The organism is Enterococcus sp. FDAARGOS_553 (assembly GCF_003812305.1).
Lineage (GTDB): Bacteria > Bacillota > Bacilli > Lactobacillales > Enterococcaceae > Enterococcus_D > Enterococcus_D gallinarum.
Genome location: NZ_CP033740.1, coordinates 423,099 through 444,702, shown reverse-complemented (window position 1 = coordinate 444,702; position 21,604 = coordinate 423,099). Strand labels below are relative to the sequence as shown.

Below are 21,604 nucleotides of genomic sequence, written 5' to 3'. Positions count from 1 at the left end.
TCGTTATCGGATCAACAGGGATCATATTAGCTGAGGAGTGAACACATGAAAAAATTCAAAGGGCTGGTTTGCTTGGGTGCATTCTTTCTCTTAACGGCCTGTGGAGAAGAAACAAAGGAGACCGATCAAACAGCGCAGGACTCTCAAACATTAGTGATCAATGGCGATTATGTTGTTCCGCCAACTGCCCATGGCAATCCCTATATTAGTGGTTTTATTGGTGGTGGGATTGAACCTTATGTGCAAGAAGCGTTGTTTTCATTCACCCCAGTAGGTGAAGGCGGCGAGAATTTCAAGCCTAGGCTAGCTTCGAGTTACAGCATTGATCAAAATGTGATCAATATCACACTGAAGGAAGGTATCAAATGGAGTGATGGCAGCGACATCACTGCCCAAGATGTACTGACCAGCTACCAAATGTGGGTTGGTAAGAAACAGATTTGGGAATTTTTAGAGAAAATTGAAGTCCCGGATGAGCAAACAGTGGCGTTTTATTTTAAAAATGAAAGTCACTTGATGCTGAATCTACTGACTGATGTAAAGGTAGCTGCTCGTTTCGAGGAATACGGTGATTGGGCACAGCAATATCAAGGCATCGCTGATGCAGAGCGGGAATGGCATGATGAGACCAATACGTATTGGTATTCAGAAGCAGGAAATGAACAATTACAAATCCTTAATGAAGAATTGGAAGGATATATGCCGCAAGTGACAGATATGGTTGGTTCGGGCGCATTTACGATTGCTGCTCTTTCTACCAGTGAAGCAGTCTTGGAGAAGAATGAACATTTTTATCAAGAGACTGGCATCGATTCATTAACGATTATTCGCGCTGTCACACCTGAAGTAGCTGCCAACAGTATGATCGATGGGACTCTCGATATGCACAGTGGCGGTATGACAGAAGATTTGATTCGCCAAGTTGAAAGTAAGTTGGACCATTTTACTGAATTTTATTTACCAGAGTATTCACAAATGTCCGTAGTTTTCAATGTAAAGCAGGCTTTTGCCCAGGAGCTGGCTTTCCGCGAAGCTGTGGCCTATTTGGTGAATCCTGATGAAATTCTTCCGTTAGCAGAAGTCGGCAGTATGCCAAGTGAGACGGGGAGTACAGGATTGCCGCTTTCCTTACAAGAAGTTTATGGATTGACAGATTGGGTGCAGTCGGAGCTCACCGCACGAGAATACAATGTTGAGCAAGCGGAAGCCGTCTTATTAGCAGCTGGTTGGACAAAAGAAGATACCTGGATCGATGCGCAAGGAAATAAAGTGGCCTTTGATTTTGCTTGCAATAATGGCTGGGGTTCAGCTTTGTTGCCGGGAGAAGCGATCGTTAATGAATTGAATAGTTTTGGCTTTGATGTGACATTTCTGCCAATGGAAGGCGCTTCTTATGATGCGTATTTGAGAAATGGAGAGCACACTGTTGCTATCGAATTTGCCCCGCCTTCTAATATTCTTTATGCCAATCCTTATGGGACGTATGAACAATTATATAAGGGCCGCAGTTGGCTATTCGGGCTTGAAACGGAGCCAACAGGAGAATTATACTTGACCAACGCTCAAGGGAAAGTTGATGTGATCGCTTTAACGAATCATCTGTTTGACAGTGAGGGAGACGATTTTATTGCGACCACCAAAGAATTGATGGCAGTGACAAATGAGCATATCTTGTTCATCCCTTATCTAGAAAAAGGTTTTCCAGTGCGTGTCCTTAATCCGGCTATCGACTTTCAAGTTCCTGCAAACCAATTGGTTCAAGACCCACGCTTTATTGGCGTTGGTGAATCAATGTTTTCTTCATTGATTGCGGAAGGAACGCTGCGAAAGAGCATGGGAATCACTGATTAAACAAATAGACTGGAAGGAGGCGTGTATAAGAAATGAAGAAATTAGCGAATGTTTTCTTTACGATAACCGCAGGCGTCTTTATGACTTTTTTGATTATCAAAATCATGCCTGGCGATCCAGTAACGATTTTGGCAAATGAGCTGCGAAGTACGCAAGGAATCTCAGAAGCGGATGCTATGAGCCGAGCGATCAGTATGCTGAATTATGATCCATCTCAGCCATTGCTGCAGCAGATCGGCCATTTCATTCTGCAGCTCTTAAAAGGAGATCTAGGCACTTCGATTCGTTTTCGGACGCCTGTTTTATCCATTGTTTTAAGTGCATTGCCTTGGACGCTTTTTTCAGCTGGCGTGGCGACTATTCTTTCTTACATGGCGGGTACACGAATCGGTTTGATGGTTGCATGGTCCAAGAATAAACGCTTAAATACGGTGACAGAAACACTGACCTCCATGGTTGGCTCGTTTCCGGATTACCTCATTGGTTTCTTCTTGGTCTCTTTGTTTGCCGTGCAGCTTGTCTGGCTGCCGAGCCGCGGTGCCTATGGATCACAAGTGACGGTTGGTTTGAACCTTCCGTTTCTCATTAGTGTGGCACGTCATGGGATATTGCCTATCAGCGCCATTTTTGTTGTTTATTTGGCGAACTGGATTCTGAATATGCGGGGAAGTGCTATGAATGTTATGCACCAAGAATACATCAAGTATGCCCGTGCGCGTGGGTTGAGCGATGGTGTGATCCGCAAGAAATATGTCGGTAAGAATGCTCGCTTACCCATGATTACTACATTAGGAACGACTTTTGGTCTTTTATTGGGCGGTGCGCCTTTGATTGAGAACATCTTTTCTTATCCAGGATTGGGCTATTACTTGAACACAGCTATTGCGGTGCGTGATATTCCTTTGATGCAAGGGATGTTCTTTATGATCATTGTCACAGTAGTTGGTGCCAATGTCATTGTAGATACACTATATGGCTATTTGGATCCTCGATTAAGGAGGCAGACAGAATGAAACAATTGTCTTCTTTTATCAAAGTGATTCGTGCAAATCGTCAAGCGGCTGTTGGAATGTATTTATTACTGATTTTAGTTGGTTTCGCTCTTTTTGGGCAATGGCTGATTGGCGACTTGCCCGCAGATTATACCAATCGATTATTAGGTCCCTCTTTGCAACATCCTTTAGGAACCGATTTTACTGGTAGAGATACATTGCTGCAGTTTATTTTAGGAACGAGGGATGTCGTCCTAATTGCCTTATTTTCAGGTTTTTTCTCGATTTTGATTGGGATGTCGATTGGCATTGTTGCGGGATTTGTGGGAGGAGCAACAGATAAACTCTTGATGTTCCTCACGAATGTTGTTTTGACGATTCCTTCTTTTCCCGTACTTATGGCACTTTCTTTGGTGATCAGTGCGGGAAATGTTCTGGCTTTTGGTTTTCTTTTGGCGATTTGGAACTGGGCAGGGTTAGCTCGCAGCGTTCGGAGTCAGGTCATGACATTGCGGGGAAGTGAGTACATTCTGGCTAGCCGGCTTTTGGGAATGTCTAAGGGATATATGATTCGGCAAGATATTTTACCTAGTCTGATCCCTTATATTGCAATCAATTTTGTCTTGATCATGCGGGCATCGGTTCTTGCTTCTGTCGGCTTGATGTTGCTTGGATTGGCACCTTTCAAAGGGGAGCATTGGGGAATCATGCTGAATTTGGCAATGACCAAAACCGGTGCCATGTTTGGATCCTCAGCTGCTATTTATTTGATTACACCGATCGTTGGCATCGTTGTTTTCCAGTCAGCCTGCTTTCTTTTTTCAAAAGGATTAGAAGATGCCTTTAATCCAAGGATTAGGAGTGAGATCGATGGGTAAGATACTTGAAGCAAACCAGCTAACTATAGGGTTTCGTCGTCACGCAACTTCGAAAAGTAGATCAAAATGGCGAATCAGTCGGAATCCTGACAAGCCGTCACGAAAGAATCAACTAAAGCCAGCAGGTTCAAACGCGCATGGAGAACGAGGGGGATCAGAAGCTTCGGAGATGCTTTTGAAGCAGATGGATCGTGGAACGATCAATGCAGTGGATCGAGTATCGTTAACGATTGAAAAAGGAGAGATTCTGGGAATCATTGGTGAGAGCGGCAGCGGAAAGTCCACATTGGCTTTTGGCCTTTTAAACTTGATTGATGAGCCAGGAGAAATACTGGCTGGACAAGTATATTATTGGCAATCTGGGGAGGCAGTTGACTTTCTTTCCTTGCCTTCACAGGAAGGGAATCGTTACCGCTGGCGGGAGATCGCAACGGTTTTCCAGGCGGCACAAAGTGCGTTGAATCCGATCTTAACAGTAGAGGAACATTTCTATGAAACAGCAGTAGCCCATCAAAAAACGGGCGATGCTCTACTGGATGCCAAAATCAATGATTTGCTGCAATATGTGCGATTAGATCAAGGAGTCAGAAAAATGTATCCCTTTGAATTAAGCGGCGGGATGAAGCAGCGAGTGCTGATTGCATTAAGTTTGCTGCTTGACCCGCAGGTGATTATTCTTGATGAACCTACGACAGCGTTGGACGTGATTACTCAATGGCATATTCTGGCTATTTTGCGGAAAATCAATCAAGAGAAAGGAATTACGATTGTTTTTCTTACCCATGATCTATCAATTGTTAGTTCAATGGTAGACCGTATTGCTGTGATGTATGCTGGACAACTGGTAGAAGTAGGCGAGGTGAGTGCCGTCATGACGCATCCTGCCCACCCATATACCAAAGCGTTATTGGCGGCAATTCCTAGCTTGACGGATGCTATTGATACACGTTCATCGATTCAAGGAGTGGCTTTTGATTTAGCTAAAGCGGACGCGACCTGCCGCTTTAAAGAACGATGCCCTTTCGCTGTGCGCATTGCTTGTGATGGCAGCGAGGAGACTTGCCATATGCTTTTTCCTGTCAGTAAACAACAAGCTGCGCGATGTATCCACTTCAAACAGGTACAGGAGGAAGACCATGAGTCCATTACTTGAATTAGTAGCTGTCCACAAAGCTTTTTCGCCAAATGAGCCAGCGATTCTCCGAGGAATCGATTTGTCGCTTGCTCCAGGAGAAAGCTTGGCATTAGTAGGAGAAAGCGGCTGTGGCAAGACGACATTAGGAAAGCTGATCACGGATCTCCATCAACCTACAGCGGGAAAGGTACTTTATAAAGGTCAAGACTTGCGCACGATGACAAAGAAAGAATATCAGGCGTATCGCCTCAAAGTGCAAATGATCCAGCAAGATTCCTTTGAAAACGATTTTCCATTCACTGCAAGCAGCGATGCGAAAGCATGGATTCGCTAAGGATCAGAATGAAGCGCGAAGGAAAGTGCATGGGCTATTAGCCGATGTCGGGTTATTTCCTACAGAACAGTTCATTGATAAATACCCGCATCAGTTAAGCGGCGGACAACGGCAACGTGTACTGATTGCACGGGCATTATCTGTAGAACCAGAATTGATCGTGGCAGATGAACCTGTTTCAATGGTAGACGTGTCTCTAAGGATCTCCTTGTTGAAGTTGTTGCGGAGAATGAATCAGAAGTATGGAATTTCTTTTGTTTATATTACGCACGATCTTGCCACTGCCCGTTATATTTCAGATCGTGGGAAACTCTTAGTCATGTATTTAGGAGAAGTGATGGAAGTCGGTGATATTCGACAAGCCACCAATCATCCGAATCATCCATATTTTCGGGCATTAGTAGCAGCCGTCCCGCAAGGAGTCGCTAACCGGCAATACACTGTCCCAGATTTGCCTTTGAAAGGTATGGATATTCCTGACATCAAGCAATTACCAACTGGCTGCATTTTTCATCCTCGCTGCATCTACGCGACAGAAAAATGCCACATGCAAAAACCCCGATTGATCCAACAAGGGGCGGCGGAAGTTGCTTGTTTTCATCTAAATGAGATCGAAGAAAGTTTTCAGTGATTATCATGCAGCAAACCGCAAGCATATACCCGTAAAGAAGTGTTCTGTTTGATGGACAGTGATACAACATTTATCTTTTAAGAAAAGCGCCTAGGCAATGATTTGCTTGTCTAGACGCTTTTTTGGTTTATCAGTTTATCAGCGGTTGGTTTGGCAGCAAGTCGTTACACCAAGAGTTGCAATAAACTAAGACTTCCTTCTAATGTTCTCTCCAATACTGCCCTCCAACACTCCCGCCCAACACTCTCTCAGCACGCTTTTTCCCAGTGTTGAATGCTGATAGAATCCTTGCTATGACAGCGCTTTATGAAGTTGGCACGCCTTTTGCTTATAGAAAGGTGTAAACAGACAGGAGGGTTAATGATATGGCAACAATCATTCTAGCAAGCCATGGAGAGTTATCTCAAGGATTAAAACAGACTGCTGCAATGATTATAGGAGATCATTCGAACATTTATGCATTATCTGCTTTTCGAGACGAAGATCAACCGATGACAGAGCAAATTCAGAATATATTAGCCAAAGTAGACTTGGCAGACACGTATATTCTTACAGATATTCTTGGAGGGAGTGTCAACAACGACCTGCTGAGGGTCGTTCAAGAGCACCCCGATTTGGAACTGATCGCTGGAATGAATCTTCCATTGGTGATCACGCTTGCGACACAAGTCAACCGAGTCTCGCAAGAAGAATTAGCAGCTATTATTCAGGAAAGTCAGCAATCTATTGTGAATTGTAAGAAATTACTAGTCGAAGCAACAGCAGAGGAGGATGAATTATGATCAAATTAGTACGGATCGACCATCGTTTGTTACATGGTCAGGTTGTTTTTTCTTGGAGTAAGTTTTTTAATATCAACCGCATTATTGTCGCAAACGATGAAGCTGCCAATGATGAATTCAAGAAGATGTCGTTGAATCTTTCCAAACCGGCGGGTATCAAGCTGACGATTTTAGCAACGGATCAACTAATTGCTAAAATGCCTAAGATCGAACAACTCGCCGAAAACATCATGATCATTTTTGGGAATACCCATGAGACGCGGCGATTTATCGAAGCATATCCTAAAGTCAAAGAGATCAATTATGGCGGAATCATCAAAAAAGCCGGTTCAAAGCAATACAGCAATGCCATTTTTTTGACAGATGCGGAAGCAGAAGATGCACGCAAAATGAAAGATCTGGGGATCGTGCAGTATATGCAGCAGGTACCAACCTCTAAGAAAGAGGATTTAAATACAATGCTATAAAGGAGGAAAAAAATGCTCATTCGGTCGATTGTATTAGGTTTAATTGGTGTTTTTTGTATTTTGGATTCACGGCTGTTGGGAAGGTTGAACTTTGAGCGACCTTTGATCGTTAGTACATTAGTTGGTCTAGCGTTAGGAGATTTGGAAAAAGGGTTGATCGTCGGTGCCTCATTGGAATTGATGTCTTTGGGACTTGTCAATATTGGAGCGGCAGCACCACCGGACATGAATATGGCGTCGATCATTGCGACATCTTTTGCTATTTTATCAAATGCCAATGCAGAGGCTGCATTGACGATTGCGATTCCAATCTCTGTTTTAGGACAAATGCTCGGGATTCTCATGCGAACGATTTTATCGAATTTGACACACGCGGCAGACAAATTTATTGAGCAAGGGAAGTTTAATCAAGCCCGAAGAATTCATATTTTCTATGGGACGGGCTTATACGCACTGATGTATTTCATTCCGATATTCATGGCCATTTATTTTGGCACGAACTTAGTCACACAAGTCGTTGAGGCTATTCCGCAATGGCTGACAGATGGCTTGACGGTGGCTAGTAAGATTTTGCCAGCTTATGGGTTTGCGTTGTTGCTGCAAACGATGCTGACGAAAAAAATGGTCGCATTTCTATTTCTAGGGTTCTTGATCACGGCTTATTCTGGTTTAAGTGTGACTGGAGTTGCGGCCTTTGCTTGTATTGTGGCTTTTGTCATGGTTCAAGTAGGAAATCGAGCAGGCAAGCCGCAAGAACCAGATCCATTAGATGACTTATAAGGAGGTTCATTCATGAAAAAGAAAGATCCAAATGCATGGAAATATCGTCAGTTTTTCTGGCGTTCCTGGGCGATTCAAGCGTCTTGGAACTATGAAAGACAGATGAATATGGGCTTTATGTATGGTATCGCACCGATTTTGGATGCCATCTATAAGAATCCTGAAGATGAGCAAAGAAAAAAAGAGGCCTACGAACGACACATGATGTACTACAACTGTACGCCGCAAACAAGTGCCTTTGTTCTAGGATTAGCTTCATCGATGGAAGAACAATATTACGAAGATCCAGTTAGTTTCAATCCGGAATCTATTAGTGCGGTGAAGACTTCTTTGATGGGACCGTTATCAGGGGTGGGTGATTCCTTCTTTCAAGGAACCATTCGCGTATTGGCATTTGGTCTAGGAATCAACCTAGCCCAGCAAGGCAGTATCTTGGGCCCAATCTTAGCCATGATCGTTTCCTTCTTGCCATCCTTTTTTGTGACTTATTATGGGGGCAAGATCGGCTATACCATGGGAAACAAGTATTTGGCCAAACTTTATCAAGAAGGCTTGATGGACAAGGTGATGTACATTTGCTCCATTGTAGGATTGATGGTAATTGGCTCCATGATCGCCAGTATGATCGGGATTACGACACCGATTCAAATGAGTGAAGCATTCGTGCTACAGGATGTCTTAGATAATGTCATGCCTCAGATTCTGCCATTAGGCATCACGTTCTTGATGTATTGGCTGTTGCAGAAAAAAGTGAAAACAGGGTGGATGTTAGCAATCTGTTTGATCGGTGGGATCGTGATGAGTCTTTTAGGAATACTTGCATAAGTGAACCAACCATTTATGGTTTATGGTTAAAAATTTAAAGGAGGAATTCATTCAATGAATCCAAAACAAATTGTCCAAGAAATTGTCAAAGAGAAAGAGGTAAAATCGATTGTCTTCGTTGGCTGCGGCGCCTCTAAAGCAGACCTATATCCAGCTAAGTATTTTCTCGACCAAAATGCGAAGCAATTACGGATCAGTCATTATACAGCCAACGAATTCAATCATGCGACACCTGCTTCCCTTGATGAAACGACTGTCGTTATTTCAGCTTCTTTAGGAGGTACGACTCCTGAAACCGTTGAAGCAAATGCAGTTGCGAAAGAAAAAGGTGCCACTGTCATTAGTTTAACACGAAGCGTAGATTCACCGTTAACAAAAGATGCAGATTATGTTATCTACCATCGCTTTGCAGAAAATTATGCCGCAAAACTGGAGAAGACCGGCTTCTGTTTGGAATTGGCAGTTGAATTGCTTCATCAAATCGAAGGATATGAACACTATGATGCCATGATGGCAGGCTTTGCTACTATCTATGATTTATCACAAAAGAGCGCCGAATCTGCCCGCAAGCAAGCAAAAGCTTTCGCTCAACGCTTCAAAGATGAACCAGTCATTTATGTGATGAGTAGCGGTGCGACCCATGAAGTGGCTTATTCCACGTCGATTTGCTTGCTGATGGAAATGCAATGGATCCATTCAGGTACATTCCATTCTGGCGAATTTTTCCATGGTCCTTTCGAGATCGTGGACAAAGATGTACCGTTTATCTTATTGATGAATGATGGAAAAACCAGAGAGATCGATGCGCGGGCATTAACCTTCTTAGAACGCTTTGATACGAAAACAGAAGTAGTCGATGCTTTAGACTATGGCTTGTCGGCTCATATCAGCAAAGAAGTGCTTGATTACTTCAACCCATTTGTGATCACCGCTGTGTTTAGAGTCTATGCAGAAGAACTTTCTGAAGCAAGAGAACATCCTTTGACGAAAAGACGTTACATGTGGAAACTAACTTACTAATAAAGAACTTACTAAAAAATGGTGATTGAAGTCAATAACCGACGAAATGATCCCAACAATCGCAAAGATGGAGGCCTCTCGTGACAGTGTCGCGAGAGGATTTGTTGGAATAGTACCATCCCTCCTGCGATTTTTCTTTGATTCGGAGAGTCGATACAAATCTCCTTGTTGTGTCGCTGATGAGGCAGGTTCTTTGCATCGATATTTGTCGGAAAACAATTTTGCAGTCAGAATTAGCAGCGGGATTCGTGTGATAATAATCTGCTATTTTAGGAGAAATCGCTTGGTTTTTCTCAGATCAAAGCCTCAAGATAAGGTAAAATAAATGGATCTTGGAAAGAGAGTAAATTCAATGAGGGAGTGGCAAATATGAAGACGTTAAACAATTATTTATTTAAGTTGACTTCAAAAATTGAAGAGATCGATGCGGCTTGTTTCTCGGCAAATAAGATTGCCAATGCAATGAATCTGAATCGCAGTACAGTCAGCAGCTACCTGAATGAAGGCGTGCGGCAAGGGGAATTGATCAAAGTCAAAACGTATCCCGTCTTATTTTTACATAGAAAAAGCTTAGAAGATCAAGGCTATGTCCTCTCTAAGAGTGAGTATGACTCCCTTGATTTTCTAAAAAAGGACGCTCCTGAGTCCGTTTTTCAAAAAGTGATTGGTGCAACGGGAAGTTTAAAAGAGAGCATTGATCAAATAAAAACAGCGGTACTTTATCCAAATCAGGGATTGCCATTGCTGTTAGTAGGTGCCAGCGGTTCAGGAAAGACCTTTTTGGCGAGTAAAATCTATGCCTATGCATTGGAAGAACACGTCTTGCAGCCGAAAAGTCCCTACATTGCCTATAATTGTGCCCAGTATTTTAATAATCCGGAATTGCTGTCTGCTGCACTCTTTGGCTATACCAAAGGGGCTTTCACGGGTGCCAATGAGCACCATAGCGGTCTACTTGAAAAAGCGGATGGCGGGATTCTCTTTTTAGACGAAGTCCACCGGTTATCAGAAGAAGGGCAGGAGAAACTGTTCACCTTTATGGACACGGGGGAGTATTCCCCGATGGGAGACAATAGTGTCCGTCGAAAAGCCAATGTCCGGCTGATTTTTGCGACGACAGAGAACATTTACACCACTTTTTTGCCCACTTTTCTGCGAAGGTTGCCGGTGATCGTTACATTGCCTACCTTTCAGCAACGCCCTTTATCAGAAAGGCTAGCGCTGATTGATGAATTTTTCCTGAATGAGAGCAAAATCTTAGATCGGAATCTGACCGTTTCTGATCAATTGATCGATTTTTTGATGAATAGCGATTTTGATGGCAACGTGGGCAATATCAAGAATATCATTAAATATGCTTGCGGCAATGCCTATGTCCATCAGAAACAGAAGCCCACGGTTCAAATCAAATTATTGGATATGCCGATCGAATACAGCAGCAAATTCAAAGAAAATTTTACAAAACCTCGAAAAAATTCCAGCGATCGGCATTATTCGCCTACGGATCAGAACAAAAATCTTTTAAGCACGAACAGCAACGATCTGCTGATCCAATTTTTTGATGAGATGTTTTTAGAATTTACTGAAGTTATCAATGACAACAAAAACTTCAAAGAGTACATGAATCGGCTATCGAAGAAAGTGACCCGCATCATGGATGCGTTTATTTTTCAAGAGTCCTATGATGAGGAACACTCGATTTATTCGGTATTGGTGTATCATATCCGCCAAACCATCGATTTTCTCCATGACAGCTATGGTTTTGAACAAGACGGCAATCGCGTGATCACATTGGCAAACTATCTCTATATCAAAGGCAATTATGCCTATTTTGATGATCGAAAAGAGAATGTGGCATTGAAAGAGACATTCCGTGAATTTTTAAAAAATATTGCCGAGACGCCGTACCTTTACGCGAAAAAGATCTTGTACCACTTGTCCCAAAATCTAGACTTGACAGTCGAAGAAGAGGATATCTATTTTATGACGATCTTCTTTTATAGCTTGAATAGTGCAACGGTTCAAACTGGCGTCAAAAGTGTCGTCTTGGCTCACGGATATTCGACCGCTAGCAGTTTGGCGAATGTGGCCAATCGGATATTGGGGAAAAATGTCTTTCAAGCCTATGATATGCCGATCGATATTTCATTGCGTAAAATAGAAGCACAGATCATTCGTTATATCAGCGAGAACCGCACTGATCATGGCTTGATTTTGTTAGTCGATATGGGTTCTCTCAATCAGTTGGGCGAGTCGTTGAAAAAGCAGCTAAAAGGACCATTACTGATTATTGACCATGTGAACACCCCCTTATTATTGGAAGTGGGTCAGGCCGTATTGTCTGGGAACAGTTTGACAGAGATTAATGAGAAAATCCAAGCACAGTTTACGATTCAAAAGCAATTAGTTCTTCCTGTCGTCAAGAAGAAAAAAGCCATCATCACTTGCTGTTACACAGGGATCGGCAGTGCACGACAGATTCAAGAAATCTTGATTCGCTGCTTGGGAGAAAAAGCTGAAGAGTTAGAGATCATTCCCTACGATTATAAAAAATTATTTGAGAATAAAAACTATGAGATTCCCTTTCAACTCTATGATGTCTTAATGATCGTTGGCACAGAGAATCCGCAGATCCCCCATGTTCCTTATATTGGTTTAGACTGTTTGATCAATGGGGAGGCGATCGGGACCTTTATCAATTGCCTTTATGGCAATTTTGAGATTGAAGAGGAGACGCTAAAAGAAGATCTGATCTTTAATTTTTCCCTCAGTAAAATCGTTGAGAACTTGACGATCTTAGATGCCGATAAAGTGTTGACGTCGGTCCAATCGGCCATCAGTGAAATCGAGAAACTAAGAACGCAAAAATTTTCAAATAATCAACTGTTTCTCTTGTATTTACACTGCTGTTGTATGATTGAACGTATTTTACGCAAAGAGTCTGTCGATGAACAAGAAGATCTGGCGGCTTATAAAAAAGAACATAAAAAACAAATGGAGTTGATTCATTTGGCATTCAGTGATATCGAGAAAGAATATACGATCCAAGTCCCTGATTTGGAAGTGCGCTTGCTGAACGATATTATCGAAGGATAGGAGCAGAGGTATGCAAAAAGGAATTATTTTTGATATGGATGGGGTACTGATCGATAGTGAAGTCTACTATTTCAAGCGCAGAATGAATTTCTTTGCGGAAGTACAGCTGTCACCAGGATCCCGGGCGATCAATGATTATGTGGGAAAGACAGAAGCAGAGATTTGGCAGATGCTGGTTCCAGAGAATCCTTCTTTGAGAGCAGAACTGAAAACAACTTATCGCGCTTATCAAAAGCAGCATCCCATTGATTTTGAACAAGCGTTAAGAAAAGAAGTAAAACCGGTTCTTAAAAAGTTATCAGCCGCTGGCATCCCCATGGCTCTTGCTTCTTCTTCTCCACGGCGGATGATTGACGAGATGTTGACGGCGTGTCAACTGCAGTCTTATTTCTGTTATGTGATCAGTGGGGAAGAGCTGACTCAAAGCAAGCCCCACCCGGAGATCTATCAACTGGCACAAAACCATTTAGACTGCGAGCAGATCGCAGCCGTAGAGGACTCGCCAATCGGCATTCAATCTGCCAAAGCAGCTGGTATTTATACGATTGCGCTGAAGCAGCCCTTTGATGTCGATCAAAGCCAGGCGGATCAGATGATTGACAGTCTGGAAGAGTTGTTATCTTTATTCATTGAGTAACAAACAGCGATTATCCTATCTTCCCTTTTACAGCGCTATCTGTGAACATTTTTCTGTTTAGTGTTGCATTCTTTGACAGGTGTTTTCAGATGGTAAATCAGCCATTCAAATAAAGGAGCGTTGACAGCGTGCTTGTCAATGCTCTTTTATTATTTTTCTTTTGTATAATTTGAGAAAACTGAGTGCACAAATAGGCGGCGATGAGTATTTATTAACAAGTCCTTGGGCTCTTTGGTGATAAAAAATAAGAGGATTTTAATATTTGCAAGAATCTATTGTCAAGTAAACCTTGCAGATTTACAATGTAAAAACGGACCATTTTCTGAAATAAATTTGATTGATTACATTTTTTTTAGTGTGTAAAATAGACAAAGTGACAATGGTCTATGCTCAAAAAAGATTGTTATTTGTTGATCATAGTGACTGTTGCAACGATTAGGATGAAAAAAAAGAAAAAGGGTTGAAAAATGAACATATACGTATTGATTGGCATAGTTGTTTGGCTGTATTTGTTGTCTGTGATGAAACGCTCCAAACTCTCAGCCTTTTATTTTATTCTGGGAAGTGTTGGCCTGTTTTATTTACTGATTGTATTCAGCCGACCTTACTGGGTGTGGTTTTTGACACAATTAGTGATCAAAGTCGTGGATTTATTTGGTTCGTTTGCCAATGTAACAGAGGAATTCAGCAAATATAGCTTGATTGTGATCCACAGCGCCAACGAGCAGATGTCTTTGTATGTTGATTACGAGTGTTCAGGCGTCATCGAAACGGCTGCTTATTTAGGCTTGCTGACCTTTTATCCTTTATACAATCGACAGGAAAAAGTGTTTTATGCCCTTTTTGGAACGCTGTGGATTTTTGCAAGCAATGTTATCAGATTACTCTTTGTTGTGGCATTTGTTCATTTCGGCGGCAGCGATGCTTATTTCCTCGCTCACTCGATTTTGGGTCGATTGTTCTTCTATGGACTTGTGATCACATTGTACTATCATACATTTACGTATTCTCAAGTCGCCAGAAGTTTGTATGAGAAGAAGAATCGCTTGTTTAGGAGAGGGGAGCACTGATGGATTACTTATTCAATTTAACCTTGACGCAGATGGGGTTCTGGATTACTTGGCTGTTGATTCCTTTACTCGTAGAGATCATCCCGGGCATCTATTCCACCTGTTACTTGTTTGTGAAAAATTTCCAAAAGAAGCAACTGGATATTCCAGAAAAACTGCCCTTTATCTCAGTGATCGTACCTGTTTATAATTCAGCCGAGACACTGTATGCCTGCATTCGTTCCATCAATGAATCGACGTATCCGAATGAGAACATTCAAATTCTCTTAGCAGATAATGGCAGTACCGATGAGAGTTTTGCAGTATTCAATGAGGCGCACAATCACTTCAATCAGCTGAATATGCATTGGATCCGCACTGAACAAGGCAAAGCCCAGGCGCTGAATTCCGCGATCTATGACAGTATTGGGACTTACATTATCAATATTGATAGCGATGGGTTCTTGGAACCTACGGCACTCATGAACATGGTTTTGAAGTTCGAGAATGACTATAGCATCTCTGCAATGTCTGGTACGGTCTTAACGCAAAAAGAAGCAATCAAAAAGACCAAATCACCTATGGTTCGCTGGCTGCAAAAAAGTGAGTACATTGAGTATGCCCAGTCTTTTTTGGCTGGACGGAATGTCGAAGCGTTGAATAATCAGTTGTTCACAATGGCTGGCGCTTTCTCTGGTTTCAGAAAAGAAGTTTTGGTCAATACGTATCTTTATAACACAGACACTGTCGGTGAAGATACTGATATGACTTTTCAAATCAGACATCGTCTGAAAGAAAAAGTTTCTTTATGCGAGAATGCTATTTTTTATGTTGAACCAATTCAAAGTGTTGACGAATTGTATATCCAACGGCAAAGATGGCAACGAGGTGAGGTAGAAGTAGCAAAAGAGTTTTCCGAAGAACAAGTCGGCTTAGGGAATTTCTTTAAAAACTTTCTGGTACGCCGCCTGATCATCGACCATACCTTCATTTTTCCAAAAATGATTTGGCTTTTCGCCAGCGCCGTTTTATTGTTTTTTGGTTATACGGCAAAAATATTGTTGCTGTCGTATTTGCTGATTTACTTGCTCTATTTCGTTGACTCGCTGCTCAAATTCATCAGTATCTCTTTACTCCTGAAATCATTTAAATCTGACCAGCGATTTTACATGAAATTATGGGGAGAGGTCATTACGTTTCCACTTTACAATTTCCTTGTCTCTTGGTTCCGTCTGATTGGAATCATTAACGGAATCACGTCTCCTGCAAAATGGAATACGACGCCAATCTCTAAAGAAATGAGCCAGATCAAAGACACTATCACCCAAGATATAATGAAAATTAGAAAGAAGTGACCTCAAATGGCGGAAAAACGCTGTATCTATAAATTTAAATCTCATGTGAATGCCAGTCATGCGATGCGCTGGGAAGGTGGTATGGGTGCTAAGCATAACCATACTTGGGAAATTATTTGTGAGATCAAATCTCAAGATGATGAGATGCATCTGTTTGAAGAAATAGAAGGGGTGCTGAAAGACTTTTTCCAACCTTTCTCTGGTAGTTTTTTGAATGAAATGCCGCCCTTTTTGGAAATCAATCCCTCTGTCGAAAATGTGACCAATTATTTTTATGACCAATTATCCCTACGACTAGCAGCGATCCAAACAGAACTGATTCGCATCGAAGTAGGGGAATCGCCTACTCGCTTTTATTGCATTGAAAAACAAGCATAGGTCGAGGTGGAAAATGAAATCAAAATTTTTTATCGCAGGTAATCGGATCATCAATGGACTATTTTGCTTATTCTTTGGGTTGACACTGATCTTTGCTTTGATTTCACCAAATATGACGATCGGCGATAACTCGGTCTTTGGAACAAGCACCACTTTAGCAACCACGTTTTTCGTTTTGGGGTCCATTGCATTCATCATTGCGGTGTACTGTTATCCAAAAGTCCAGCAGTTTTTAACTTGGCTTTTTGTGACCCATCGCTATGGGACGGTCACGGTATTCGTCTTAGGAGTATTGGCTTGGCAAATCGTCTTCGTCTCGTTTTTGCATTCGGCGATCGGCTGGGATGTCGCGGCTATCCATGATGCCTTGACGGATACAACGAATCCTGAGATTGTTGCTTATTATAGTTTGAACCAAAATAACTTGCCGATTCTTTTGTGGCAGCACCAATTAGCAGAATGGTTTTCTACAACTTCTTGGCTGTTCTTTGATTCTGTCACCTTGTTCTTAGTCGATCTCTCCGTCCTATTCAATATACTGACGATTCGTCTGCTATGCAAAAAATATCTAGTGCCTGCCATTTATCTGCATGGCGCTTGGCTACTGGTATTTCCTTCGATCATTGTGCCTTATACAGATACGTGGGTTCTACCTTTTGTTTCAGCAAGCTTATTCTTTTATGCTCTTATGATCAAAAAAGAGCTTCCGACTAAATACAACCTGTTAGGTGCAGTTGGTTTGGGGATTGCTGCGGTAGTCGGTTATTTCATCAAACCTTCGGCGCTGATCCTCCTGATTGCTGTTCTATTGATCGAAGCAATCAGCTTTTTTGCCAAGAAATGGCAATCAAAAGGGCGCATCGTTTTGCTGATGATTACTTTGATTACGGCTGGCGGCACGTATGCTGTATGCAATCATCAATTAGAAAATCAACAATACATTGCCATTGATGAAAGCCGCGCCATCCCGATGATCCATTTCATGAATATTGGCTTGACGAATGACGGTGGATATAGTCCTGAAGATGCGCAAGCAATGGCAGAATTGCCAACAAAACAAGCAAAAATCGATTACTCCAAAGAGAAAATCCAAGAGCGGCTAAAAGAAAGAGGCGTTCTTGGCTACATCAGCTTTCTTTTTCAGAAGCACCGCAACAATACCGCAGATGGGACGTTTGCGTGGTTGAAAGAAGGTTCGTTCATTCAAGAAGGAGAGACTCCAAAGGGCAAAGGCTTTACCCGCTGGCTGCAAGAAGGCTATTATTTATATGGAAATCGCATTGCCGATTTTCGTTTCATGGCACAAATCTGGTGGGTGATCTGCTTGCTTATCATGGCTTTCGGTTGGAAACGGCAAGGCAAGTACGAACAGATGCTGCGGTTGAGTTTGGTAGGCGGCTTCCTCTTCCTGCTTTTGTTCGAAGGTGGGCGTAGTCGTTATTTGATCCAGTTTTTACCATTCTTTTTATTATTGGCAAGCCTTACGATGGGTGATAGTATACGTTTTGTTAAGCGAATTTTTACACTGGATCAAAGGATCAAAGGGGATAAATAATGAATTATGATGAATTAAAATTTTATGGGCAGGGGATCCATCATGCAAAGACGAAGGAAATTGTTTTTTTTGAATTATTGTTGAGAAAAGAAGACAACAAAAACATTTTCCCTAAAGATTCTTATTTATCAATGATCAGCCAGCAGGAAGAGCATCAACAGTATGTAAAATGGCTGCAAAAAACATTGACCCGAATTTTAGAAGCCAACCCGACGAAGCGGTTTAGTTTTAATCTCGACCCGCAAGAACTGGAGTACGAAGAGACCTTTGATCTACTTGAGAACTTAAAGGAATACAAGCAGCGACTGATTATTGAGATCACAGAAAAACCGCCAATGAAGAGAAATTACCCTTATTTTTCCGCAGTCAATGTGGAGGCCTTCAAGAAAATCGCTCAGTATGGCTACCAAATCGCATTAGATGATATTGGCCAAGGCATCAACTCTTTGGACAATGTTTTGGAATTGAAGAATTATTTTCAGATCGTCAAATTTTCGGCATTGTCTTTTCAAAAGAAGGTTTCAGAAGATATTCTTCAGAAAATCATCGTGCTGTTTGCAAGCATCGCTGTCCAATTAGATAAGACCTTTGTCGTTGAGGGAATTGAAAATCAAAAATTTGCTAGTTGGTTAGAAACAAATGTTTGTTGTTATCATCAAGGCTATCTCTACTCGACACCGGAAAAAATAGTGACCATCGATTATTAAGGAGCGTGCTATGTTTGATGGATATCATATTATGGCTATATTATACAATCGTTCGTCTAATTGTTGTTCTAGGTGTTGTATTCCTTGACTACTTGATTTATTTATCGATGAAAGAATCCATTTTTTTGAAAACGAAAGCTGTTCTTAGAAAAATTGCTTGGATTGGTATCATGATTATCAGTTTGGTGATTTTGCAAGGGGTGCCCGTGTTATCGGAAAATCTTCTGCAAGATCGCTGTACCACGCTTATTCAAAATATGGATCTACAATTGATCGTTCTTTTTTATTTTTTGCATATGCTCAAAAGAACCATGATGCTGCACTTCAATGTGTTCGTATCTATTGCCATCACCTTTTATTATATGTACCAAGGGGAATACCAGACGATTCAAAATTATTTTATAGCAATCATCACGATTGTGCTGATTTACACTTGTTGTCGGATAGTCTTACAGTTAAAAGACAAAAATCTGAATAATATCGGTGTCTATTTCTTGCTGACATTATTTTATGGTGCGTCCTGGGGGTTAAAGATGTATCCGGCATTAGATTTTAGGTTTGCCGGCTATCTTTTCTTCTTACTAAACTTTGTCATGCTGATGATCATGGTTCGTATGATCAATAAGTTGGTACGAAGGCAGCTGACGAAATTCGATAATTTATCTCTTGAAGCACGAACCGATTTTTTAACAGGGATCGGGAATCGGCTGAGTTTTGATCGGGAGTTTAGCCAACGTTTTGCACTTTCTCATACCAAGGAAAATTTAGTTTTTGCTATGGTCGACATTGATTACTTTAAACGGATCAACGATGATTATGGCCATGATATCGGGGATATCATTATAAAAAACGTAGCTAAAATCATTAGTCAAACCCTTTTTCAGTACCAGCTTGAAAGTCAAGTCTTTCGTATTGGCGGGGAAGAGTTTGGGATTTTGTTTCAAGAAAAAAGCCAACACGATATTACAGAGATTTTAGAAACGATTAGTAAAAGAGTAGGTAATTTTTCTTTGAATATCCAAGGGGAAGAAGTTCGAGTTACGATTTCAGCCGGCGTTTCCCGTTGCCGAAAAACGGACACCGATAAAGAAGATCTATACAAGCGAGCAGACAAGTATTTGTATATCGCAAAAAGAGAAGGGCGCAATGCCATTTTTATGGAGGGAAAGATCAAACATATTTCGTAACGATCAAGTTTCCTTTCCTAGGAATATGTTAATGAAAACCAAAAGGAACCATGTTCATTTCTTTAGGCGGCTTTTCACCAGATTGAAGAAAGTTAGAAGGAGCAAAAAAATGAGAAAATATTATCCATTGATTTTAAGTATCTTAGCTGTAGTAAGTGTCTTTATACCAATCAATGCCCATGCGGACAATAAATACGGGATCGTCATTGACGGTGCTTTCAGTGACTGGTCAGGTTTACCGATGACGGAATTGTCTTTTTCGTATGAAAATGGACAGAACATCAAACATGCCAGTCTGGTCACCGATGAAGCAAATCTATATTTTTATTTGAACATGGCACCAGAAGGACACAATTACCATAACTTACAGCCTAGTGGACACAAGCTGACGATCGGAAACAAAGTATTCTGGATGACATTCAACAATACGTTTCCAAGTGAAGACTTATCCGTTATTGGACAAACCAAAGACGTGCAAGTCAATTTTTGGGCAGAGGATAATTCCGTTAATGTAACGATTCCCGGGAAACTTACGCGTGTAAAAACGGATTTCAGTGACACTTCCTACTCAGATGAAGTAGAAGTTGCGATTCCTTTTGAACAGCTGAAAGTAGAAGCAACCAGCAGTCAAACGATCACTTATAGCAACGCCAATCTAGGGGAACAAACCATCACAGTCACAGGAGGAAGCACCGGTCCGTGGATCCTTGCCGGAATTGCCGTCGTGATTGCAGGTTATTCTTTTTGGAAAATTAGAGGGAAATCTCTTAAAGCAATCAAGAATTAATTCGCCTTCTTTTCTGGTTTGCTGCTTGATCCAATGACTCTCGTTTCTCTTGGAGATTCGCCTGCTTCGCTTAGGGGGAAGTAACCAGTACAATAGATTCAACAAAAACAAAGCGCTAAATTCTACCTTGTGGGAGAATTTAGCGCTTTGTTTTAATTTGCTTTAATAAGTCGAACAGATTCTCGGATGTTCAGCTGCGGAACGATTTGCTGATGGACGATTGGCTCTTGGGGATGGGCGATTCGATGGACCAATGTTCGAATCGCCAACTGGCCCATAAACTGCAGATCGGTAGCGATATTTGTCAATTGAGGAATCGCCATGCGTGTAAATTCAGTTTCATCAAAACAAATCACACTGATATCTTTGGGGATCGTGTAACCAGAAGATTGAAGATAACTGTTTAACATGAAAGCTAGCCCAGAATTCACGCAAAACCATGCATCTGGCATTTGTTTTATATTCTTTAAGCTGTTAAATAAAGCACCTTGAGATTCTTCAATTTCTGTGATTTCAATCGTAGGATCATGTGTTAGATTGTGTTCTCGTAAAGCCCGTTGATACCCGCGATAACGCTCAAGATAGCTGGGAGAAAATGCTGTATCACCAATAAAGCCAATTCGCTTCATTCCATTTTCAATCAGAAGTGAGATGGCTTGGAACGTTCCGTCGGTGTTTTTTGTCAAGATGGCATCTGCTGTGAGTGAAGGATCATGGTGATCGATCAATGTGACAGGAAGCCCAGTATCAATTACTTTCTTGATGTAGGCATTTTTACTATGAGACAGGATCAGGATACCGTCATACTTTTTTAAGTTTGGCGGAAGCTTTAGGCTAAGTAAGTCTTCCTCTGTAATGGTATAAGTATCAAGTTTAATCGCTGTTTTTTGAGCTTCTACTTCTGCACTTTTAACGATTTCGCCAAAAAAACTCGTTTGAGAAAAAGCAAATTCGGTTGCCATCAATAAGAATGACATCGTGGTATCTTCATTCATCGTTTGATAACGATAGCCTAATTCATCTGCTTTGTTTTTAACGAGTAATTTGGTTTGTTGACTGACACCAGGCTTATTTCTCAACGCCTGTGAGACAGAATTTTTTGAGATGCCCAATGCATCGGCAATATCTTGCATAGAGGCTTTTTTCATATTTTCACCT

The 21,604-nt window shown here is 41.5% G+C and carries 21 protein-coding genes; 20 read left to right on the top strand and 1 reads right to left on the bottom strand.

Annotated features, from left to right (window positions below):
- The first annotated feature begins 45 nt into the window (after positions 1–45).
- The 20 genes from EGX73_RS02425 (at position 46) to EGX73_RS16115 (ending at position 20,446) form a co-directional block, all read left to right on the top strand.
- A complete protein-coding gene (locus EGX73_RS02425; protein WP_005470397.1) occupies positions 46–1,851 on the top strand; it encodes an ABC transporter substrate-binding protein in 1,806 nt (601 codons plus the stop codon).
- A 32-nt stretch (positions 1,852–1,883) separates the two neighbouring features.
- Positions 1,884–2,864 (top strand): ABC transporter permease, encoded by a 981-nt coding sequence (locus EGX73_RS02420; protein WP_003125468.1) that lies wholly within the window; start codon positions 1,884–1,886, stop codon positions 2,862–2,864.
- Positions 2,861–3,721, top strand: coding sequence for an ABC transporter permease (locus EGX73_RS02415; protein ID WP_005470399.1), 861 nt, complete (start codon positions 2,861–2,863; stop codon positions 3,719–3,721). Before EGX73_RS02420 ends, EGX73_RS02415 begins: the two co-directional genes overlap by 4 nt.
- Entirely contained in the window at positions 3,714–4,874 is a 1,161-nt protein-coding gene (locus tag EGX73_RS02410) for an ABC transporter ATP-binding protein (protein WP_005470401.1), read from the top strand. Before EGX73_RS02415 ends, EGX73_RS02410 begins: the two co-directional genes overlap by 8 nt.
- Positions 4,858–5,190 carry an ATP-binding cassette domain-containing protein gene (locus EGX73_RS16120; RefSeq protein WP_253764184.1) on the top strand — a complete coding sequence of 111 codons (333 nt, stop codon included), beginning with the start codon at positions 4,858–4,860 and terminating at the stop codon, positions 5,188–5,190. The genes EGX73_RS02410 and EGX73_RS16120 overlap by 17 nt, the downstream gene beginning before the upstream one ends.
- The gene (locus EGX73_RS02405) at positions 5,135–5,821 is read left to right on the top strand and encodes an ABC transporter ATP-binding protein (protein WP_253764183.1); all 687 of its coding nucleotides are present in this window, start codon (positions 5,135–5,137) and stop codon (positions 5,819–5,821) included. Before EGX73_RS16120 ends, EGX73_RS02405 begins: the two co-directional genes overlap by 56 nt.
- Positions 5,822–6,186: 365 nt before the next feature.
- Positions 6,187–6,603: a PTS sugar transporter subunit IIA gene (locus EGX73_RS02400; protein WP_003125473.1), complete on the top strand. Its 417-nt coding sequence runs from the start codon at positions 6,187–6,189 to the stop codon at positions 6,601–6,603.
- A complete protein-coding gene (locus EGX73_RS02395) occupies positions 6,600–7,070 on the top strand; it encodes a PTS sugar transporter subunit IIB (RefSeq protein ID WP_081131919.1) in 471 nt (156 codons plus the stop codon). Before EGX73_RS02400 ends, EGX73_RS02395 begins: the two co-directional genes overlap by 4 nt.
- Positions 7,071–7,082: 12 nt before the next feature.
- Entirely contained in the window at positions 7,083–7,850 is a 768-nt protein-coding gene (locus tag EGX73_RS02390) for a PTS sugar transporter subunit IIC (RefSeq protein WP_021150456.1), read from the top strand.
- 12 nt (positions 7,851–7,862) lie between these two features.
- Positions 7,863–8,675 (top strand): PTS system mannose/fructose/sorbose family transporter subunit IID, encoded by an 813-nt coding sequence (locus tag EGX73_RS02385; RefSeq protein WP_060813856.1) that lies wholly within the window; start codon positions 7,863–7,865, stop codon positions 8,673–8,675.
- Positions 8,676–8,720: 45 nt separating this feature from the next.
- Positions 8,721–9,695, top strand: coding sequence for an SIS domain-containing protein (locus EGX73_RS02380; RefSeq protein ID WP_081131921.1), 975 nt, complete (start codon positions 8,721–8,723; stop codon positions 9,693–9,695).
- Positions 9,696–10,064: 369 nt separating this feature from the next.
- Entirely contained in the window at positions 10,065–12,791 is a 2,727-nt protein-coding gene (locus tag EGX73_RS02375; protein WP_021150452.1) for a sigma 54-interacting transcriptional regulator, read from the top strand.
- Positions 12,792–12,801: 10 nt separating this feature from the next.
- Entirely contained in the window at positions 12,802–13,428 is a 627-nt protein-coding gene (locus EGX73_RS02370) for an HAD family phosphatase (protein ID WP_021150451.1), read from the top strand.
- Positions 13,429–13,895: 467 nt separating this feature from the next.
- Positions 13,896–14,498 carry an exosortase family protein XrtG gene (gene xrtG, locus EGX73_RS02365; protein WP_021150450.1) on the top strand — a complete coding sequence of 201 codons (603 nt, stop codon included), beginning with the start codon at positions 13,896–13,898 and terminating at the stop codon, positions 14,496–14,498.
- Positions 14,498–15,832 carry a TIGR03111 family XrtG-associated glycosyltransferase gene (locus EGX73_RS02360; RefSeq protein WP_021150449.1) on the top strand — a complete coding sequence of 445 codons (1,335 nt, stop codon included), beginning with the start codon at positions 14,498–14,500 and terminating at the stop codon, positions 15,830–15,832. Before xrtG ends, EGX73_RS02360 begins: the two co-directional genes overlap by 1 nt.
- A 6-nt stretch (positions 15,833–15,838) precedes the next feature.
- Positions 15,839–16,210 carry a 6-carboxytetrahydropterin synthase gene (locus EGX73_RS02355; RefSeq protein ID WP_021150448.1) on the top strand — a complete coding sequence of 124 codons (372 nt, stop codon included), beginning with the start codon at positions 15,839–15,841 and terminating at the stop codon, positions 16,208–16,210.
- Between the two features lie 13 nt (positions 16,211–16,223).
- The gene (locus EGX73_RS02350) at positions 16,224–17,765 is read left to right on the top strand and encodes a TIGR03766 family XrtG-associated glycosyltransferase (protein ID WP_021150447.1); all 1,542 of its coding nucleotides are present in this window, start codon (positions 16,224–16,226) and stop codon (positions 17,763–17,765) included.
- Positions 17,765–18,472: an EAL domain-containing protein gene (locus EGX73_RS02345; RefSeq protein ID WP_021150446.1), complete on the top strand. Its 708-nt coding sequence runs from the start codon at positions 17,765–17,767 to the stop codon at positions 18,470–18,472. The genes EGX73_RS02350 and EGX73_RS02345 overlap by 1 nt, the downstream gene beginning before the upstream one ends.
- Positions 18,473–18,489: 17 nt before the next feature.
- Complete coding sequence (locus tag EGX73_RS02340) at positions 18,490–19,659, top strand: GGDEF domain-containing protein (RefSeq protein ID WP_123866704.1); 1,170 nt, start codon at positions 18,490–18,492, stop codon at positions 19,657–19,659.
- A 109-nt stretch (positions 19,660–19,768) separates the two neighbouring features.
- A complete protein-coding gene (locus EGX73_RS16115) occupies positions 19,769–20,446 on the top strand; it encodes a Firmicu-CTERM sorting domain-containing protein (protein WP_229073454.1) in 678 nt (225 codons plus the stop codon).
- 152 nt (positions 20,447–20,598) lie between these two features.
- Here EGX73_RS16115 and EGX73_RS02330 read toward each other — a convergent pair whose 3' ends face one another.
- Complete coding sequence (locus EGX73_RS02330; protein ID WP_123866703.1) at positions 20,599–21,594, bottom strand: LacI family DNA-binding transcriptional regulator; 996 nt, start codon at positions 21,592–21,594, stop codon at positions 20,599–20,601.
- Positions 21,595–21,604: the final 10 nt, after the last annotated feature.

What these genes read in the sequence shown, in the direction of transcription:
- EGX73_RS02415 (WP_005470399.1), top strand. Translation starts at nt 2,861, where the DNA reads ATGAAACAATTGTCTTCTTTTATCAAAGTGATTCGTGCAAATCGTCAA.
- EGX73_RS02425 (WP_005470397.1), top strand. Translation starts at nt 46, where the DNA reads ATGAAAAAATTCAAAGGGCTGGTTTGCTTGGGTGCATTCTTTCTCTTA.
- EGX73_RS02410 (WP_005470401.1), top strand. Translation starts at nt 3,714, where the DNA reads ATGGGTAAGATACTTGAAGCAAACCAGCTAACTATAGGGTTTCGTCGT.
- EGX73_RS02350 (WP_021150447.1), top strand. Translation starts at nt 16,224, where the DNA reads ATGAAATCAAAATTTTTTATCGCAGGTAATCGGATCATCAATGGACTA.
- EGX73_RS02330 (WP_123866703.1), bottom strand. Translation starts at nt 21,594, where the DNA reads ATGAAAAAAGCCTCTATGCAAGATATTGCCGATGCATTGGGCATCTCA.
- EGX73_RS02385 (WP_060813856.1), top strand. Translation starts at nt 7,863, where the DNA reads ATGAAAAAGAAAGATCCAAATGCATGGAAATATCGTCAGTTTTTCTGG.
- EGX73_RS02395 (WP_081131919.1), top strand. Translation starts at nt 6,600, where the DNA reads ATGATCAAATTAGTACGGATCGACCATCGTTTGTTACATGGTCAGGTT.
- EGX73_RS02340 (WP_123866704.1), top strand. Translation starts at nt 18,490, where the DNA reads ATGGATATCATATTATGGCTATATTATACAATCGTTCGTCTAATTGTT.
- EGX73_RS02345 (WP_021150446.1), top strand. Translation starts at nt 17,765, where the DNA reads ATGAATTATGATGAATTAAAATTTTATGGGCAGGGGATCCATCATGCA.
- EGX73_RS16115 (WP_229073454.1), top strand. Translation starts at nt 19,769, where the DNA reads ATGAGAAAATATTATCCATTGATTTTAAGTATCTTAGCTGTAGTAAGT.
- EGX73_RS02355 (WP_021150448.1), top strand. Translation starts at nt 15,839, where the DNA reads ATGGCGGAAAAACGCTGTATCTATAAATTTAAATCTCATGTGAATGCC.
- EGX73_RS02390 (WP_021150456.1), top strand. Translation starts at nt 7,083, where the DNA reads ATGCTCATTCGGTCGATTGTATTAGGTTTAATTGGTGTTTTTTGTATT.
- EGX73_RS16120 (WP_253764184.1), top strand. Translation starts at nt 4,858, where the DNA reads ATGAGTCCATTACTTGAATTAGTAGCTGTCCACAAAGCTTTTTCGCCA.
- EGX73_RS02420 (WP_003125468.1), top strand. Translation starts at nt 1,884, where the DNA reads ATGAAGAAATTAGCGAATGTTTTCTTTACGATAACCGCAGGCGTCTTT.
- EGX73_RS02400 (WP_003125473.1), top strand. Translation starts at nt 6,187, where the DNA reads ATGGCAACAATCATTCTAGCAAGCCATGGAGAGTTATCTCAAGGATTA.
- EGX73_RS02370 (WP_021150451.1), top strand. Translation starts at nt 12,802, where the DNA reads ATGCAAAAAGGAATTATTTTTGATATGGATGGGGTACTGATCGATAGT.
- EGX73_RS02360 (WP_021150449.1), top strand. Translation starts at nt 14,498, where the DNA reads ATGGATTACTTATTCAATTTAACCTTGACGCAGATGGGGTTCTGGATT.
- EGX73_RS02375 (WP_021150452.1), top strand. Translation starts at nt 10,065, where the DNA reads ATGAAGACGTTAAACAATTATTTATTTAAGTTGACTTCAAAAATTGAA.
- xrtG (WP_021150450.1), top strand. Translation starts at nt 13,896, where the DNA reads ATGAACATATACGTATTGATTGGCATAGTTGTTTGGCTGTATTTGTTG.